Origin of the sequence: Klebsiella sp. D5A, assembly GCF_001620885.1 — a bacterium.
GTDB classification, from domain to species: domain Bacteria; phylum Pseudomonadota; class Gammaproteobacteria; order Enterobacterales; family Enterobacteriaceae; genus Klebsiella; species Klebsiella variicola.
On the sequence record NZ_LOAR01000003.1, the window covers coordinates 306,493 to 323,708 of the forward strand.

The 17,216-nt window shown below is 59.0% G+C and carries 14 protein-coding genes; 9 read left to right on the top strand and 5 right to left on the bottom strand.

Going from position 1 to position 17,216, the window contains the following annotated elements:
• The first annotated feature begins 7 nt into the window (after nt 1-7).
• The 4 genes from gsiA to gsiD all read left to right on the top strand — a co-directional run bounded on the left by gsiA (nt 8) and on the right by gsiD (nt 5,347).
• On the top strand, nt 8-1,867 hold the full coding sequence (gsiA, locus tag AS136_RS05010; RefSeq protein ID WP_023322265.1) for a glutathione ABC transporter ATP-binding protein GsiA: 1,860 nt from the start codon (nt 8-10) through the stop codon (nt 1,865-1,867).
• A 32-nt stretch (nt 1,868-1,899) separates the two neighbouring features.
• Nucleotides 1,900-3,441, top strand: coding sequence for a glutathione ABC transporter substrate-binding protein GsiB (gene gsiB, locus AS136_RS05015; protein WP_063266677.1), 1,542 nt, complete (start codon nt 1,900-1,902; stop codon nt 3,439-3,441).
• 72 nt (nt 3,442-3,513) lie between these two features.
• Nucleotides 3,514-4,434 carry a glutathione ABC transporter permease GsiC gene (gene gsiC / locus AS136_RS05020; RefSeq protein ID WP_008805798.1) on the top strand — a complete coding sequence of 307 codons (921 nt, stop codon included), beginning with the start codon at nt 3,514-3,516 and terminating at the stop codon, nt 4,432-4,434.
• A 1-nt stretch (nt 4,435) separates the two neighbouring features.
• Nucleotides 4,436-5,347: a glutathione ABC transporter permease GsiD gene (gsiD, locus tag AS136_RS05025; RefSeq protein WP_004147729.1), complete on the top strand. Its 912-nt coding sequence runs from the start codon at nt 4,436-4,438 to the stop codon at nt 5,345-5,347.
• Nucleotides 5,348-6,339: 992 nt separating this feature from the next.
• Here gsiD and rimO read toward each other — a convergent pair.
• On the bottom strand, nt 6,340-7,665 hold the full coding sequence (rimO, locus tag AS136_RS05030) for a 30S ribosomal protein S12 methylthiotransferase RimO (protein WP_008805799.1): 1,326 nt from the start codon (nt 7,663-7,665) through the stop codon (nt 6,340-6,342).
• Between the two features lie 245 nt (nt 7,666-7,910).
• Between rimO and AS136_RS05035 the strand changes: the two genes are divergently transcribed.
• On the top strand, nt 7,911-8,813 hold the full coding sequence (locus AS136_RS05035; RefSeq protein ID WP_016160542.1) for a Kdo hydroxylase family protein: 903 nt from the start codon (nt 7,911-7,913) through the stop codon (nt 8,811-8,813).
• A 27-nt stretch (nt 8,814-8,840) separates the two neighbouring features.
• Here the strand turns inward: AS136_RS05035 and AS136_RS05040 are convergent, their stop codons facing one another.
• Nucleotides 8,841-10,082: an oligosaccharide MFS transporter gene (locus tag AS136_RS05040; protein ID WP_016160543.1), complete on the bottom strand. Its 1,242-nt coding sequence runs from the start codon at nt 10,080-10,082 to the stop codon at nt 8,841-8,843.
• A gap of 378 nt (nt 10,083-10,460) precedes the next feature.
• Here AS136_RS05040 and bssR point away from each other — a divergent pair, with 378 nt between their 5' ends.
• Nucleotides 10,461-10,844, top strand: coding sequence for a biofilm formation regulator BssR (gene bssR / locus AS136_RS05045; protein ID WP_012968643.1), 384 nt, complete (start codon nt 10,461-10,463; stop codon nt 10,842-10,844).
• Between the two features lie 115 nt (nt 10,845-10,959).
• Nucleotides 10,960-12,069 carry a PQQ-dependent sugar dehydrogenase gene (locus AS136_RS05050; protein ID WP_016160544.1) on the top strand — a complete coding sequence of 370 codons (1,110 nt, stop codon included), beginning with the start codon at nt 10,960-10,962 and terminating at the stop codon, nt 12,067-12,069.
• 2 nt (nt 12,070-12,071) lie between these two features.
• Here the strand turns inward: AS136_RS05050 and AS136_RS05055 are convergent, their stop codons facing one another.
• Nucleotides 12,072-12,698 (bottom strand): glutathione S-transferase family protein, encoded by a 627-nt coding sequence (locus AS136_RS05055; RefSeq protein ID WP_008805804.1) that lies wholly within the window; start codon nt 12,696-12,698, stop codon nt 12,072-12,074.
• A gap of 255 nt (nt 12,699-12,953) precedes the next feature.
• Here AS136_RS05055 and dacC point away from each other — a divergent pair, with 255 nt between their 5' ends.
• Nucleotides 12,954-14,156 carry a serine-type D-Ala-D-Ala carboxypeptidase gene (dacC, locus tag AS136_RS05060; RefSeq protein WP_004201290.1) on the top strand — a complete coding sequence of 401 codons (1,203 nt, stop codon included), beginning with the start codon at nt 12,954-12,956 and terminating at the stop codon, nt 14,154-14,156.
• A 39-nt stretch (nt 14,157-14,195) separates the two neighbouring features.
• Here the strand turns inward: dacC and deoR are convergent, their stop codons facing one another.
• Both deoR and ybjG read right to left on the bottom strand, forming a co-directional pair.
• Nucleotides 14,196-14,954, bottom strand: coding sequence for a DNA-binding transcriptional repressor DeoR (gene deoR / locus AS136_RS05065; protein WP_004151717.1), 759 nt, complete (start codon nt 14,952-14,954; stop codon nt 14,196-14,198).
• 102 nt (nt 14,955-15,056) lie between these two features.
• Complete coding sequence (ybjG, locus tag AS136_RS05070; RefSeq protein ID WP_012542354.1) at nt 15,057-15,650, bottom strand: undecaprenyl-diphosphate phosphatase; 594 nt, start codon at nt 15,648-15,650, stop codon at nt 15,057-15,059.
• Between the two features lie 326 nt (nt 15,651-15,976).
• Between ybjG and kdeA the strand changes: the two genes are divergently transcribed.
• Nucleotides 15,977-17,209, top strand: coding sequence for a multidrug efflux MFS transporter KdeA (gene kdeA / locus AS136_RS05075; protein ID WP_008805806.1), 1,233 nt, complete (start codon nt 15,977-15,979; stop codon nt 17,207-17,209).
• Nucleotides 17,210-17,216 lie beyond the last annotated feature (7 nt).

Here is a 17,216-nt window from a genome sequence, read left to right on the forward strand (position 1 = left end):
AGGGAGAGTGTCGCAAACTCACGAAACCGATACCTGCGAAGTGCTGGTAGTGCGCAACCTGAACGTGGCCTTTCGCCAACAGGATGCGCCAGAGGTGCAGGCCGTGCGTCAGCTATCCTTCAGCCTGCGTCGCGGCGAGACGCTGGCGATAGTGGGTGAGTCCGGTTCGGGAAAATCGGTGACCGCGCTGGCGCTGATGCGTTTGCTTGACGCCGCCAGCAGCGAAGTGAGCAGCGAGGGGCTGTGGCTGCGGCGGCGTAACCGGCAGGTGATCGCGCTCAATGAGCAAACGGACGCCGAGATGCGCCGGGTGCGCGGCGCGGATCTGGCCATGATTTTTCAGGAGCCGATGACCTCGCTGAATCCGGTTTTTACCATCGGCGAACAAATCGCCGAATCCCTGCGCCTGCACCAGGGGCTGGGGCGCGAAGAGGCGCTGCGCGCGGCGAAAAAGATGCTCGACCAGGTGCGTATTCCCCAGGCGGAAGAGATGCTCTCACGCTATCCGCACCAGCTCTCCGGCGGCATGCGCCAGCGGGTGATGATCGCCATGGCGCTCTCCTGCCGGCCGGCGGTGTTGATAGCCGATGAGCCGACCACGGCCCTGGATGTCACCATCCAGGCGCAAATTTTGCAACTCATTGCCGTCCTGCAAAAGGAGATGGCGATGGGGGTGATCTTTATTACCCACGATATGGGCGTCGTGGCCGATATCGCCGATCGGGTGCTGGTGATGTATCGCGGTGAGGCGGTAGAGACCGGCAGCGTTGAGGAGATCTTTCGTTCGCCGCAGCACCCTTATACTCAGTCGCTGCTGGCGGCGGTTCCGCGGCTGGGGGAGATGCGGGGTCAGGATCTGCCGCGCCGTTTTTCGCTTCCCGGTCAGCCGCAGGCGGAGACCGAAACGCCAGACACGGTGGCGGCGGGGGAGCCTATCCTGCAGGTGCGCGACCTGGTGGCCCGTTTTCCGGTGCGCGGTGGGCTGCTCAATCGCGTGACGCGCGAAGTGCATGCGGTGGAGAAGATCAGTTTTGATCTCTGGCCGGGAGAGACCCTGTCGCTGGTGGGAGAGTCCGGCTGCGGCAAGTCGACCACCGGCCGGGCGCTGCTGAGACTGGTCGAAACCCAGGGCGGCACCATTACCTTCGACGGCCAACGGATTGATACGCTCTCCGGCAGCAAGCTGCAATCCCTGCGCCGTAATATTCAGTTTATTTTTCAGGATCCTTACGCTTCGCTTGACCCGCGTCAGACGGTCGGTGACTCGATCATGGAGCCGCTGCGGGTGCATGGCCTGCTGCATGGTGAAGCCGCGCGTGAGCGGGTTTCCTGGCTACTGAAGCGCGTGGGGCTTCAGCCGGAGCATGCCTGGCGTTACCCCCATGCCTTTTCCGGCGGCCAGCGGCAGCGGATCTGCATTGCCCGCGCGCTGGCGCTGAATCCGAAGGTGGTGATAGCCGATGAGTCGGTGTCGGCCCTGGATGTCTCCATTCGGGCGCAGATTATCAATCTGATGCTCGACCTGCAGCGCGAGATGGGTATCGCGTTTCTGTTTATTTCCCATGATATGGCGGTGGTAGAGCGCATCAGCCACCGCGTGGCGGTGATGTATCGCGGTCGCATTGTCGAAATAGGCCCGCGCCGCGCGGTGTTTGAAAACCCGCAGCACCCCTATACCCGTAAGCTAATGGCCGCCGTACCGGTGGCCGACCCGGCCTACCGTCATCCGCAGCGGGTCCTGCTGTCTGATGACGTCCCGGGCAATATCTATAAGCGGGGCGAGGAGATGGCCAGCGTGCCATTGCAGCAGGTTGGGCCGGGCCACTTTGTCGCCCGCGAATCCGCCGATGTGCTGGGCAGAGCATAACAACACATAACGCACCTTTTCAGGAGAATACGATGACACAACCTGTTTCACGCAAATGGTGGCTGGCGCTGAGTATCGCGGCGGCCCTGGCGAGCGCCCCTGCCTTTGCCGCCAAAGATGTGGTCGTGGCGGTCGGGTCTAACTTTACGACGCTCGATCCCTATGATGCCAACGATACCCTGTCGCAGGCGGTGGCGAAGTCCTTTTATCAAGGCCTGTTCGGCCTTGATAAAGAGATGAAGCTACAAAATGTTCTTGCCGAGAGCTATACCGTGTCACCGGACGGCCTGGTGTACACCATCAAGCTGCACAGCGGGGTGAAATTCCAGGATGGCACCGACTTTAACGCCGAGGCGGTCAAGGCTAACCTCGACCGCGCGAGTAACCCGGATAACCATCTCAAGCGCTATAACCTGTATAAAAATATCGCCAGCACCGAGGCGGTCGATCCGACCACGGTCAAAATTACCCTGAAGCAGCCCTTCTCGGCATTTATTAACATTCTCGCCCATCCGGCGACGGCGATGATTTCGCCGGCGGCGCTGAAAAAATATGGCAAGGATATTGGCTTCCATCCGGTGGGTACCGGGCCGTATAAGCTCGACACCTGGAACCAGACCGATTTCGTGAAGGTCAGCAAGTTCGATGGTTACTGGCAGCCAGGCCTGCCGAAGCTGGACTCCATCACCTGGCGTCCGGTGGTGGATAACAACACCCGGGCGGCGATGCTGCAGACCGGCGAAGCGCAGTTTGCTTTCCCGATCCCTTACGAACAGGCGCCGCTGCTGGCAAAAAACAGCAAACTGGAGCTGGTGGCCAGCCCGTCGATCATGCAGCGCTACATCAGCATGAACGTGACGCAGAAGCCGTTCGATAATCCGAAGGTGCGTGAAGCCATCAACTATGCGATTAACCGTCAGGCGCTGGTCAAGGTGGCGTTTGCCGGATACGCCACCCCGGCGACCGGGGTGGTGCCGCCGTCGATTGCCTACGCCCAGACTTACACCGCCTGGCCCTACGATCCGGCGAAAGCTCGCCAGTTGCTGAAAGAGGCTGGCTACCCTAACGGTTTCAGCACCACGCTATGGTCATCACATAATCACAGCACCTCGCAGAAAGTACTGCAGTTCACCCAGCAGCAGCTGGCGCAGGTGGGGATTAAGGCGCAGGTGACGGCGATGGACGCTGGTCAGCGGGCGGCGGAAGTGGAAGGTAAAGGGCAGAAAGAGAGCGGTGTACGGATGTTCTATACCGGCTGGTCCGCCTCCACCGGTGAAGCCGACTGGGCGTTGTCGCCGCTGTTCGCCTCGCAAAACTGGCCGCCGACGCTGTTTAATACCGCGTTTTACAGCAACCCGCAGGTGGATAACGCGCTGAGCGAGGCGCTGAAAACCACCGACCCGCAAGAGAAAACCAAACTCTATAAAGAGGCGCAGGATATTATCTGGAAAGAGTCGCCGTGGGTACCGCTGGTGGTCGAGAAACTGGTCTCCGCCCACAGCAAGAACCTCACCGGTTTCTATATCCAGCCGGATACTGGCTTTAGTTTTGAACAGGCAGATTTAACACCGTGAAGGATGGGATGATGCTCTCCGGCGCCAGCGCGCGGGGGGCGGTTTTTCCGCGGGGCGGGTTGCGGAGGTATGATGCTCAACTATGTGATTAAGCGCCTGCTGGGGCTGATCCCCACCCTGCTTATCGTCGCAGTACTGGTGTTTCTGTTCGTCCATATGCTGCCCGGTGACCCGGCGCGGCTGATTGCCGGACCGGAGGCCGATGCCCAGGTGGTGGCGATGGTGCGCCAGCAGCTGGGGCTTGACCAGCCGCTGCATGTCCAGTTCTGGCACTATATCACCAACGTGCTGCGCGGCGATTTTGGCATTTCCATGGCCTCGCGGCGTCCCGTTTCCAGTGAAATAGCCAGCCGCTTTATGCCCACGCTGTGGCTGACGCTGGCCAGCATGAGCTGGGCGGTACTGTTCGGGATGGCGGCGGGGATCGCGGCCGCGGTGTGGCGCAATCGCTGGCCCGACCGTCTGGGAATGGCGCTGGCGGTGAGCGGCATTTCGTTTCCGGCTTTTGCTCTCGGCATGCTGCTGATGCAGGTGTTTTCGGTTGAGCTGGGCTGGCTGCCGACGGTGGGGGCCGACAGCTGGCGGCACTATATTTTGCCGTCGTTGACCCTTGGCGCGGCGGTAGCGGCGGTCATGGCGCGCTTTACCCGCGCGTCGTTCGTTGATGTGTTGCATGAAGACTATATGCGTACCGCGCGGGCGAAAGGGGTGAGCGAAACGTGGGTGGTGCTCAAGCATGGCCTGCGCAATGCGATGATCCCGGTGGTGACCATGATGGGGCTACAGTTCGGCTTTCTGCTCGGTGGGTCGATCGTCGTGGAAAAGGTGTTTAACTGGCCGGGACTTGGGCGCCTGTTGGTCGATTCGGTAGAGATGCGCGATTACCCGGTAATTCAGGCGGAAGTCCTGCTCTTTTCGCTGGAGTTTATTCTTATCAATTTAGTGGTGGATGTGCTGTACGCGGCCATTAACCCGGCTATCAGGTATAAGTAAGGTGCGATTGCTCAACTGGAGAAGGCAGGCGGCGCTGAACGCCATGCCGGGTATCAGACCCGGCGAGATCCATACCCCATGGCATGAGTTCTGGCGGCGCTTTCGTCGCCAGCCGGTGGCGATGGGCGCTGGTATTTTCGTGCTGTTGCTGATTGCGGTAGCCATCGTTGCGCCATGGATAGCGCCGTACGATGCGGAAAATTATTTCGATTATGACCGGCTTAACGAGGGGCCCTCGCTGGTGCACTGGTTCGGTGTCGACTCGCTGGGGCGCGATATTTTCAGCCGGGTGCTGGTCGGGGCGCAGATCTCGCTGGCTGCCGGGGTACTGGCGGTGCTGATTGGCGCGGCTATCGGCACGGTGCTTGGGCTGCTGGCCGGCTACTATGAGGGCTGGTGGGACCGGCTCATTATGCGACTTTGCGACGTGCTGTTCGCCTTTCCGGGGATCCTGCTGGCGATCGCGGTGGTCGCTGTCATGGGCAGCGGGATGGCCAACGTGATCATCGCCGTGGCGATCTTCTCGATCCCGGCGTTTGCTCGTCTGGTGCGCGGCAATACGCTGGTGTTAAAGCAGCAGACCTTTATTGAATCGGCGCGCAGCATCGGCGCCAGCGACGCCACCATTCTGTTCAACCATATTCTGCCGGGGACGGTGTCATCGATCGTGGTTTATTTCACGATGCGCATTGGGGTATCGATTATTTCGGCGGCCAGTCTGTCGTTTCTCGGCCTCGGCGCGCAGCCGCCCACGCCAGAGTGGGGCGCGATGCTCAACGAGGCGCGGGCGGATATGGTGATGTCCCCGCACGTAGCGCTGTTTCCGGCGGTGGCGATTTTTGTGACCGTGCTGGCGTTTAATCTGCTGGGCGATGGCCTGCGCGATGCGCTGGATCCGAAGTTAAAGGGGTAGGGTGAGGGAAAGCACCGCCGTGCGGTGCTTTATATTATTTGCGGCTTCAGCGCACATTGCGCTCCCGGTTAGTCTTCTGCGTTATGTCTCTCATAGCACAGGGAGCGGTGTGGGGCGAAACGACTGCCGGACGGTTCCCTCTCCCTCCGGGAGAGGGTTAGGGTGAGGGAAAGCTTCGCCGTGCGGTGCTTTATATTATTTGTGGCTTCAGTGCACATTGCGCTCCCGGTTAATCTTCTGGGTTATGTCTCTCATAGCGCAGGGAGCGGTGTGGGGCGAAACGACTGCCGGACGGTTCCCTCGCCCTCCGGGAGAGGGTTAGGGTGAGGGAAAGCTTCGCCGTGCGGTGCTTTATATTATTTGTGGCTTCAGCGCACATTGCGCTCCCGGTTAATCTTCTGCGTTATGTCTCTCATAGCGCAGGGAGCGTACAGGGGGCGGCCAGTCGCCGCCGCCCCCTGTACCCCCGGGCTCCGGCCAGCAACATCGCCACGGCGTGGTGCCTTCGACTTATCCCTGCAGGCTTCGGGTCGGGCCGAGGCAGCGTCCGTGCAAAACACGGCCCTCAGCCCGCATCCCTGCGGGCTGCCCCGGCCTTCCGGGAACGTCTTAGCGATGTTGAGGCCGCCAGCACCGGCAGTTTCAGCGGCCCCATGTCCGGCGGCGATTCACATATTGGGACTGGATCCCGTAGGCCGGGTAAGCGTAGCGCCACCCGGCAAAATAACGGCGCAACAGGGGTGCCTGGAAGGTAATCAATGCTTGCCCGGCGGCGCTGCGCTTGCGCGGGCCTACCGTATCTGTGCTTACAGGCGGCATTTGTAGGCCGGGTAAGCGTAGCGCCACCCGGCAAAATAACGGCGCAACAGGGCTGCCTGGAAGATAATCAATGCTTGCCCGGCGGCGCTGCGCTTGCGCGGACCTGGGGGGTGAGCCTACGGGAGGACCCCGTAGGCTGGGGAATGCGATAAGCCGCTATCCGGGAAGCTGGACTAGACCCGGGTACCCCACAGGTCGTATTCGTCGGCATGCTCGACTTTCACCCGCACCACGTCGCCCGGCTTAACGCGGGTTTCGCCGTTCAGGTAGACCGCGCCGTCGATTTCCGGGGCGTCGGCCATGCTGCGGCCAATGGCGCCTTCTTCGTCAACTTCATCCACCAGCACCAGGATTTCGCGGCCCACTTTCTCCTGCAGACGCTCGGCAGAGATCTGCTGCTGCAGCTGCATAAAGCGGTTCCAGCGCTCCTCTTTCACCTCTTCCGGCACCTGATCCGCCAGTTCGTTGGCGGTGGCGCCTTCAACCGGGCTGTACTTGAAGCAGCCGACGCGGTCGAGACGCGCCTCTTTCAGGAAGTCGAGCAGCATCTGGAAATCTTCTTCCGTTTCGCCCGGGAAGCCCACGATAAAGGTAGAGCGCAGGGTCAGATCCGGGCAAATTTCACGCCACTGCTTAATGCGCGCCAGCTGGCGGTCTGCAGAGCCAGGACGCTTCATCAGCTTCAGAATACGCGGGCTGGCGTGCTGCAGCGGAATATCGAGGTACGGCAGAATTTTGCCTTCCGCCATCAGCGGGATCACATCGTCGACGTGCGGATACGGGTAAACATAATGCAGGCGCACCCAGATGCCGAGCTTCGCCAGCTCTTCGCACAGGCTGACCATGCTGGTCTTCACCGGCATGCCGTTGTGGAAACCGGTACGGTGCTTGACATCGACGCCGTAGGCGGAGGTGTCCTGAGAAATCACCAGCAGCTCTTTCACGCCGGCGTCAGCGAGGCGTTTGGCTTCCGCCAGCACTTCGCCAATCGGACGGCTCACCAGATCGCCACGCATGGACGGGATGATGCAGAAGGTGCAGCGATGGTTGCAGCCTTCAGAAATTTTTAAGTAGGCGTAGTGACGCGGCGTCAGCTTAACGCCCTGTTCCGGCACCAGGCTGAGGAACGGGTTGTGCTTCGGCTTCGGCGAGTAGTGGTGGACGTGCTCCAGCACCTGCTCATAGCTGTGCGGACCGGTGATCTCCAGCACCTTCGGGTGAACTTCGCGGATCTGATCCTCTTTCGCGCCAAGGCAGCCGGTGACGATCACCTTGCCGTTCTCTTTTAACGCTTCGCCGATCGCTTCCAGCGATTCCTGCACAGCGCTATCGATAAAGCCGCAGGTGTTAACGATGACCATATCGGCGTTGTCGTAGGTAGGGACGACGTCATAACCTTCGGTGCGCAGTTCGGTCAGGATACGCTCTGAGTCCACGAGATTTTTCGGGCAGCCCAGGGAGACGAAGCCGATTTTCGGCTGGTGCGTGACATTGCTCATAGCTTAAAAAGTGTTCAATTATTGGAATGGTCAGGGCAGGAATTCTACAGATCTTTGCGAAAAAGAGTATAGCTCCGTCGCGGTTAATGGTGAAAAAGCGCTCGGGTGAGGAGCGCGTGGGCTTCAGCACCGGGTCAAAACCGCCATTCCTGATAAAAACGCCCGTCATTTACGTTGTAATCTACAAAGTGATAACAATTTCTTTACTAAATACCTCGATGACCGCGAGGAGAAGAGGCAAGGAAATGACACCAACAGGCTCCCCGGTGGCGATAGCCACCCTGCCATTCAGTAATCTGGAGATCCCCCCGCAACCGCCGCAGATCCAACACTCCCTTGAGCAGGGAAATGTGCTCTATCTGCCGCAGCTGGCGTTTTCATTAACCGCCACGGAGCAGGCATTGCTGACCCCTGAGCTGGTCGCGCCGAGGCGCAAGAATATCAGCTATCAACCCGACACCCGCATGCTCAGAGGCGTGGCGGATAAGCAGAAAACGGCTGCCATCGCCCGGTTGATGGCGCGTTACCACCAGATGACGCTGCAGCTGATCGACGCGTTATTGCCAGGCTATGGCGAGGCGCTGCACCATCCGCAAACCAGTCTGCGTCTGCATCCCATTACCGCCTGGCGTGAAACGACCTCCTGGCGCAAAGACGATTCGCGCCTGCATGTGGACGCATTCCCGTCGCGCCCGGTCAAGGGTGATCGTATTCTGCGCATCTTTTGCAATATTCATCCCCGCGGCGAACCGCGAACCTGGCGGACAGGGGAGCATTTCGATACCCTCGCGGCACGCTTTCTGCCGCGGCTGAAACCCTGGTCGCCGTCAGGCGCCTGGCTGCTGGCAGCGCTGGGGATCACCAAAAGTCGGCGTAGCCATTACGATCATCTGATGCTGGCCCTGCACGATGCGATGAAAAGCACCCCTGAGTACCAGCGACAGGGGGTGCAGCAGGAGATCGACTTTGCCGCCGGCAGTACCTGGATCTGCTTTTCCGATCAGACCCCGCACGCCGCGATGCGCGGCCAGTATCTGCTTGAGCAGACCTTTCTGTTGCCGGTGAAAGCGATGAGTCACCCGCAGCTCTCGCCGCTGCGGGTGCTGGAAACGCTCCTGCAAAAGCCGTTAGTCGCGCGCAACGTGTAGCGCCCGGCGTGGCTACCGGGCAGAGGACTATTGCGCCGGCGTAACGGCCCCGGAAGGCCTGGCGCTGGGCTTTTTCGGCTCGCGCTTATCCTTCAGGGTGAAAATGGAGATCAGCGTAAAGAGCCCGGCGATGCCGCCGAGGATCAGATAGGTGTCGGCGAAGCCAATGGTATCGTACAGATAGCCTGCCAGCGGAGAGTAGATGGCGGTGGCGATCGAGGCGACAAACAGCACCAGCAAATAGACCGTCGAAGAGAGCTTGTGGTCGAAGTTGGCAGCGATGAATTTAAAGACCGATACCAGAATTAACGGTTTCTCCAGGGCATGCATCATTTTCACCGCGCCAATCCACACCGGACCGAGGGGCACGGCTGACCCGACAATACGTACCGACATGATCAACCCGGCGATGATCAGCGCCCATTTGGCGCCGGTCCGGTTAACAAACCACGGCATCAGGCATAAGAACAGCGTTTCGCCGCACACCTGAATGGAGGCGAGGATCCCATACCAGCGGTTGCCTTCCTCCGGCGTCGAGAACTGCAGCGAGAAATACTGGGCAAACTGCTGATCGTAGGTGTCATAAATTTGCGTGACGAACAGGGTAAAGAGCAGCAGCATCCAGAACTGACCGTTCTTCGCCAGCTCGAGGGCATGGGAGACCTTCAGCGATTCGCTTCGCGCCACATCGGCGTCGGTTAATTCAATTTTGGTCAGCATAAAGCAGATGGCGGCGATGACGATGGCGAGGCTGGCGAGCCAGAAGGCCAGATTAGGATTGCTGTCGATATATTTACCCACAATCCAGGCCGCCGCTGCCCAGCCTAACGAGCCCCACATCCGCACCCGACCGTATTCGAACTGGTAGCGACGGGAAATCTTATCGATGTAAGAGTCGATCACCCCGCAGCCGGAGTTAAAGATGATCCCCAGATAGATCCCCCCCAGCAGCGCGCCGAACCAGAAATTGTGCACCAGCAGCGGCGCGTAAACATAGATAAAGAAGGGGCCCACCGGCAGGAGCAGGGCGACCAGCAGCCAGATAAGCCGTTTTTTCAGGCCGAACTTGTCGGAGATAAAGCCGAAGAAAGGTTGCATCAGCAGGGCGATAAAAGCGTTGACCGAGTACAGCAGGCCAGTCTTCGTGGCGCTGATGCCAAGATGCTGGGTGGTCCAGATGACGAAGAAAGCCATGGTCGACGACCAGGCGAACAGGTAGAGGAAATCGAAAAGACTCAACAGGAGGTAGTTTCTTTTACCGGGCGTCATGTTTCAGTTCCTTGCAAACGGGCAGAGAGATTATCAGCGATCCGCGGGCCGCGTTCGCTGTTTTTATGAAATGTTATACGTATTACATTAATGGTTTGTTATGGCATTCTGGCTGGCGATCGCGCAATAGCATTTGTGGTATAGTGTGATCTTAGCAGCACTATTTCCGCCTTTTAATGGTAATGATTGCGAGTTAATTTCTTTTTGAAATTAATTGTGATCGTATGACATTATCTTTGGTATATATCCTACAAAGCGGTAAGGTTGTCACATTGTAAAGGGTGTTACAGGCTTGGGAATAATTGACCTGGCGCATCATTTTGCACAAAAAATAACCGTATTATGGATAGGGTAAAGGACGACAGAGGAGGAACTGTGATGACCGTTGACAGACAATATCGCCATCTTTTGCAGAAGCTCATCAATGCCAATATCGATATTGATGCCTATCTGCAGCTGCGAAAGGCTAAAGGCTACATGTCAGTCAGCGAAAATGACCATCTGCGTGATAACTTGTTTGAGCTTTGCCGTGAAATGCGTGCGCAGGCCCCGCGCCTGCAGAATGTCGTTTCACCGGAGGAGAAGGAGGCCCTTCGCCTGGCGGGCGAGTCCCTCGCCGCCGCTGCAGTATGCCTGATGAGCGGGCATCATGATTGTCCGCTGTACATCGCTGTTAACGTAGAGAAGCTAGAACGCTGTCTGACAGGATTGACTTCAAATATTCATAAATTGAATAAATTGTCGCCAATCACTCATGCCTGATCGGCTGAAACTCAGGGGAAGTGGACGCTTCCCCTGTTAAAGGTTATGTAAAAATCCCCGCGCAAATTTCCCCGCTGGCTACCCTTTAGCGCAGAGCTGACTAAAGGAGAATGCCATGCGTCCAATCCCGCTGCTGTTGATATTGAGCGCCTTAGCGCTGCCAGCCCTGAGCCAGGCCGCGGTGCGGGTGGAGGTATTGCAAAACCGGCTGGCCCATCCGTGGGGTCTGGCGTTTCTCCCCGACGATCAGGGCATGTTGATTACCCTGCGCGGCGGCGAGCTCAAGCGCTGGCAGTCAGGTAAAGGCCTGTCGGCGCCGATATCCGGCGTGCCGCAGGTGTGGGCCAACGGTCAGGGCGGCTTACTGGATGTAGCGCTGGCGCCGGATTTTGCGCAGTCGCGACGGGTTTGGCTGAGCTATGCGGAAAGCGACGCCAGCGGCAAAGCGGGCACCGCGGTAGGCTACGGGCGGTTAAGTGAGGATGCCACGCAGCTGTCGAACTTTACCGTGGTGTTTCGCCAGCAGCCGAAGCTCTCCGTGGGCAATCATTTCGGTGGCCGGCTGGTGTTCGACGGCAAAGGGTATCTGTTTATCGGTCTGGGAGAGAACAATCAGCGCGCCACCGCCCAGGAGCTCAGCAAGCTGCAGGGGAAAGTGGTCCGCCTGACGGAGAGCGGGGACGTTCCACCGGATAATCCCTTTGTCGGCCGGGCTGACGCCAGGCCAGAGATCTGGGCCTACGGTATTCGCAATCCGCAGGGCATGGCGATGAACCCATGGAGCGACGCGCTGTGGCTCAATGAGCACGGCCCGCGCGGCGGGGATGAAATTAACATCCCGCAGGCGGGGAAAAACTACGGCTGGCCGCTGGCGACGCATGGCATTAACTACAGCGGCCTGCCGATCCCGGAGGCCAAGGGCAAGACGGCCCCGGGTACCGAGCCTCCCCTGTATGTCTGGCCGGTCTCCCCCGGGGTGAGCGGGATGGCCTTTTACGCGGCGCAGACTTTTCCCCAGTGGCAGCATAAGCTGTTTATCGGCGCGCTGAAGGAGACGTCGCTTATCGTCTTATCGGTGGACGGTAATCAGGTCCGCGAGGAGGGGAGGTTACTGGAGGCGCGCGGGAAGCGTATCCGCGACGTCCGCGTGGGACCCGACGGCTATCTGTACGTATTAACCGACGAGTCTAACGGCGAACTGTTGCGCTTGAGTCCGGAGGGTTAACCTCAGGTGACCGGGATCTTCACGACCGCGTGCCAGGCGGGGCGCTGGCTAATCTGCTGATACCAGCGCTGCAGATGGGGTCGCGGTTGCCAGGTATCGAGGATCGTCAGCAGATTGTAGACGAAGGGGGCAACGGCAATATCGCCAAGGCCGAAGTGCTCGCCAGAGAGCCATGGCGTTTTCGCCAGTTCGTCATCAAGCATGGCAAACAGCGATTCACAGGCGCCGATCCCCGCGGCGATGACCGCCGGATCGCGCTGCTCCGGCGGCGTCCTGACCAGGCCCATTAACACCGGGCGATGGGCGGGAGAGAGCGTGCCGTTGGACCAGTCCATCCACTTTTCCCCTTGCGCGCGCTGCGCCGGTGCGGCCAGCCACAGGCGATCGACGCCGTACTGGGCGGCAAGGTAGCGAATAATGGTATTTGATTCCCACAACACCACCCCGGTAGCATCGTCTTTTAACAGCGGCACCAGCCCGTTCGGGTTCATCGCCAGATATTCCGGGTCATGATTGAGACCAAACTCCAGCCCGGCGAGGATCTGCTCATAAGGAAGATCCAACTCCTCCAGCACCCAGCGTACTTTCTTCACGTTGGTCGAGTTATTACGTCCCCACAGTGTAATCATTTTCGCTCCTGAGTTTGTTTCACTGCCGTTGCAGCGCGATCGGCGATCATGTTGGGATAAAGTTAATATTTAGGCAATCACGATCAAAAAAGTTGTTCTGATTAAAGCACAGCGGCACGTTATTGCGTAAACTTTAAAAACTTTACCAACTCGCTGTTTCTTTAAGGTCATTTGTACGCTTTACTCACCGGTTGCTGCGGCGCGGTCAGAGTGGTGCGGCATATTTTGTTTGGAAAGGATACTTGGGTGGCTCTTATGATGCATGACGCTTTTTCCCTTCGCGGCCTCGCTGCAGGTTGCGCGCTGTTATTTCTTGTCGCACCTGCGGTGCAGGCTGCAGAACAACTCCCCGACGCCCCTTCGATTGACGCTCGCGCCTGGATCCTGATGGACTACGCCAGCGGGAAGGTGCTCAGCGAAGGCAATGCCGATGAAAAACTCGACCCGGCCAGTCTGACGAAGATCATGACCAGCTACGTGGTGGGGCAGGCGATAAAAGCGGGAAAAATCAAGCTCACCGATATGGTGACCGTCGGACGTGATGCCTGGGCGACCGGCAACCCGGCGCTGCGCGGCTCATCGGTGATGTTCCTCAAGCCTGGCATGCAGGTCTCGGTGGAAGATCTGAACAAAGGGGTCATTATTCAGTCCGGTAACGACGCCAGTATTGCCATTGCCGACTACGTGGCGGGCAGCCAGGATGCATTCGTCAGCCTGATGAACGGCTATGCCAAAAAAATGGGGCTGACCAACACCACCTTTATGACCGTCCACGGCCTTGATGCGCCGGGTCAGTTCAGTACCGCCCGCGATATGGCGCTGCTGACCAAAGCGATGATCCACGATGTGCCGGAAGAGTACGCGGTACATAAAGAGAAAGAGTTCACCTTCAATAAAATTCGCCAGCCGAACCGCAACCGTCTGCTGTGGAGCACCAACCTCAACGCCGATGGTGTAAAAACCGGGACCACCGCCGGGGCCGGCTATAACCTGGTCTCCTCGGCCACCCAGGGTGATATGCGTCTGATCGCCGTGGTACTGGGGACCAAAACTGACCGCATTCGCTTTAACGAGTCAGAAAAACTGCTGACCTGGGGCTTCCGCTTCTATGAAACCGTGACGCCGATTAAACCGGATGCCACCTTCGTTACCCAGCGCGTATGGTTTGGCGACAGCAGCGAAGCGAAACTGGGAGCCGGCGAGGCGGGCTCTATCACCCTGCCGAAGGGCCAGCTGAAAAACCTGAAAGCCAGCTACACCTTAAATCAGCCGCAGCTTACCGCGCCGCTGGAGAAGGGGCAGGTGGTCGGGACTATCGACTTTAAGCTGAATGATAAAACCATCGAGCAGCGCCCGCTGATCGTCATGGAGCCGGTGAAAGAGGGCGGTTTCTTCAGCCGGATGATCGACTTCGTACTGATGAAACTCCACGGCTGGTTCGGCAGCTGGTTCTCCTGATGCCATGACCGCGCCCGGCGGGGCGCGGTCAGTGACGCCTCAATACAGCAGGGAGATCTGCTGCGCCTTCGCCAGCGCGACCAGCTCATCATCCGGGCAGATATCGCTGGCGATCACGTCAAATTTCGCTAACGCCCCCATGCGCGCCGGACGCACTTTGCCAAACTTGCTGTGGTCGACCACCAGCACGTGGTAGCGCGCGTGACGCATCGCCCAGTGCTTGACCGGCAGCTCCTCCAGGTTATAGCAGGTCGCCCCCTGCTCGCAGTCAATGCCTGCCGCCGAGTAAAAGGCGATGTCAGGGCTCAGATGGCTGAGGGTGTCCTCAAGGCTCAGCGGCATAAAAATCGCGTTGCTGGCGTGAAATTCCCCACCGCACAGGACCGCGCGACACTGCGGTTTCTCCTGCAGGGCCAGGAAGGTATTCAGGGAGTAACAGACGCCGGTGAAGGGCAGGGCATCATCGATGGCGTCAATGATCCACGGCGTGGTGGTCCCGCAGTCGAAGAAAGCCATCTGATGGGCCTCCAGCAGCGCGGCCGCATGGCGAGCGGCGCGGCGCTTTTCCTCGACCAGCCGGGTTTTTTGATCGCTGAGCAGGTAATGGGTGGCGCTGCGCGGCTCCAGCACAATGTATCCGCCGAGCAGCACAACCGGGCCGCTGTGGCCATTGAGGTCGCGACGAATGGTCATTTCCGACACCCCAAGCAGGGAGGCGGCTTCTTTCAGATGTAGCTTATCGCTGCGTTTGAGTGCCTGAATGAGCTGACTGATACGTTCGTCACGGCGAGTTTCCATATTCCCTCTGCGCTAAAATCGCCCTGCGGGGGCAGGGCGTTAGCGGGATTTTACCTGTCGCTTACGGGTTAGTCACGCGGTGGCCGCAGCGACGGCTGGCGTTTAGCCGCGTACCCAGCCTTTGCGGATCGGCAGGGAGAAGCAGAGACGATACAGTCGCTGCAGCTGGCGATACAGCGCCGGGCCGAACGTATGCCAGATCAGCGCCGCGCCAAGGCAGCCGCACATTCCGGCCAGCAGACCACCGACCATATCCAGCGGCCAGTGCACGCCGAGATAGACGCGGGACCAGGCGATGGCGGCGGCGATGGCCATCAGCAGCGCGCCGGACCACAGGCGGTGCCAGAACAGAAAAGCCAGGGCAAAGGTAAAGCTGACGGTGCCATGATCGCTGGGGAAGGAGTCGTCCGCCGCGTGATGCAGGAAGTTATAGCCTACGCCGGCGACAAACGGCCGATCGTGCGGATAGAGGTGGCCGATCGCCCACGACACGGTCAGGCTAATCATCAGCGCCAGCATCAGCTTAAACACCATCTGCCGCTGGGCAGGCCCCCACAGCCATAATGTCACTACCAGCAAGGGCACGATCAGAATCAGATCTTTGGCGATCAGGATCGCCACCTCAATGGCCCACTGCGGCGAGGCCGGCGTCGCGTTGATCAGGGCGAACAGCGCGTAGTTAATATTTTCCAGCATAGACTTCCAGGCTCGTTGGTCCGATAGCAAATAAGCCGCCTACCCTAAAAAAAAGCGGTGTGGAGATAAAGCAGCATTGTCTTAAAGATCAGGTTGTTAAGAAATCTTGCAAATGGATTTCAATGCTAACCGCCTGAAAAGCGCCAGTATATCGTTTGTCACATTGCTGAAACATAAACGGAATATATACGCAGGCTGAATAGCAGGGGGAGAGTGCGGACGGCGGCGCGCAATTCGCAATATTGTGCGGTGTCACCCACAATTCACTATCTCCGCGCCGGGAGTTTCATTACACTTTGCGCGATTTTTGATAGATAAGAGATTTCATGCAAAATTATTCGCTTTCAGGCCGCCGCCTCGGAAGGCAGGCGTTGCTGTTCCCGCTATGTCTGGTGCTGTACGAGTTTTCCACCTATATCGGCAACGATATGATCCAGCCGGGTATGCTGGCCGTGGTTCAGGAGTTTCAGGTGGGCAACGAATGGGTACCTACCTCGATGACCGCCTATCTGGCCGGCGGCATGTTTTTACAGTGGCTGCTGGGGCCGCTGTCGGACCGTATTGGCCGCCGCCCGGTGATGTTGACCGGGGTGGTATGGTTTATCGTCACCTGTCTGGCGACGCTGCTGGCGCAGACCATTGAGCAGTTTACCCTGCTGCGCTTCCTGCAGGGGATCAGCCTGTGCTTTATCGGCGCGGTAGGCTATGCGGCGATTCAGGAGTCCTTTGAGGAGGCGGTGTGTATCAAAATCACCGCCCTGATGGCCAACGTGGCGCTGATTGCTCCGCTGCTGGGGCCGCTGGTGGGCGCCGCCTGGGTGCACGTGCTGCCATGGGAGATGATGTTCGTCCTGTTCGCCGTGCTGGCGGCCATCTCATTCGTCGGGCTGCAGCGGGCGATGCCGGAAACCGCGACGCGGTTGGGCGAAAAGCTGTCGGTTAAAGAGCTGGGCCGCGATTATCGCCTGGTGCTGAAAAACCTGCGCTTCGTCGCCGGCGCGCTGGCGACAGGCTTCGTCAGCCTGCCGTTGCTGGCGTGGATTGCCCAGTCGCCGGTGATTATTATCAGCGGCGAACAGGCCACCAGCTATGAGTATGGCATGCTGCAGGTGCCGATTTTCGGCGCGCTGATTGCCGGTAACCTGGTGCTGGCGCGCCTCACTTCGCGCCGTACCGTGCGCTCGCTGATTATCATGGGCGGCTGGCCGATCATGTTTGGTCTGATCCTCTCCGCGGCGGCGACCGTGGTCTCTTCCCACGCTTATCTGTGGATGACCGCCGGCCTGAGCTTTTACGCCTTCGGAATTGGCCTCGCGAATGCCGGTCTGGTGCGCTTAACGCTGTTCGCCAGCGAGATGAGCAAAGGCACGGTCTCGGCGGCGATGGGAATGCTGCAGATGCTGATCTTCACCGTCGGCATCGAGCTCAGCAAACATGCTTATGAACTGGGGGGCAACGGCTTGTTCAGCCTGTTTAACCTGCTGGGCGGGGTACTGTGGCTGGGGCTGATGATCTACTTCCTGAAAGATAAAAGCGTCGGCAATTCGCAGCAGGCGTAACCGGTGG

What these genes read in the sequence shown, in the direction of transcription:
- gsiB (WP_063266677.1), top strand. Translation starts at nt 1,900, where the DNA reads ATGACACAACCTGTTTCACGCAAATGGTGGCTGGCGCTGAGTATCGCG.
- gsiC (WP_008805798.1), top strand. Translation starts at nt 3,514, where the DNA reads ATGCTCAACTATGTGATTAAGCGCCTGCTGGGGCTGATCCCCACCCTG.
- AS136_RS05055 (WP_008805804.1), bottom strand. Translation starts at nt 12,698, where the DNA reads ATGATTACACTGTGGGGACGTAATAACTCGACCAACGTGAAGAAAGTA.
- deoR (WP_004151717.1), bottom strand. Translation starts at nt 14,954, where the DNA reads ATGGAAACTCGCCGTGACGAACGTATCAGTCAGCTCATTCAGGCACTC.
- kdeA (WP_008805806.1), top strand. Translation starts at nt 15,977, where the DNA reads ATGCAAAATTATTCGCTTTCAGGCCGCCGCCTCGGAAGGCAGGCGTTG.
- AS136_RS05035 (WP_016160542.1), top strand. Translation starts at nt 7,911, where the DNA reads ATGACACCAACAGGCTCCCCGGTGGCGATAGCCACCCTGCCATTCAGT.
- AS136_RS05050 (WP_016160544.1), top strand. Translation starts at nt 10,960, where the DNA reads ATGCGTCCAATCCCGCTGCTGTTGATATTGAGCGCCTTAGCGCTGCCA.
- rimO (WP_008805799.1), bottom strand. Translation starts at nt 7,665, where the DNA reads ATGAGCAATGTCACGCACCAGCCGAAAATCGGCTTCGTCTCCCTGGGC.
- dacC (WP_004201290.1), top strand. Translation starts at nt 12,954, where the DNA reads ATGATGCATGACGCTTTTTCCCTTCGCGGCCTCGCTGCAGGTTGCGCG.
- AS136_RS05040 (WP_016160543.1), bottom strand. Translation starts at nt 10,082, where the DNA reads ATGACGCCCGGTAAAAGAAACTACCTCCTGTTGAGTCTTTTCGATTTC.
- ybjG (WP_012542354.1), bottom strand. Translation starts at nt 15,650, where the DNA reads ATGCTGGAAAATATTAACTACGCGCTGTTCGCCCTGATCAACGCGACG.
- bssR (WP_012968643.1), top strand. Translation starts at nt 10,461, where the DNA reads ATGACCGTTGACAGACAATATCGCCATCTTTTGCAGAAGCTCATCAAT.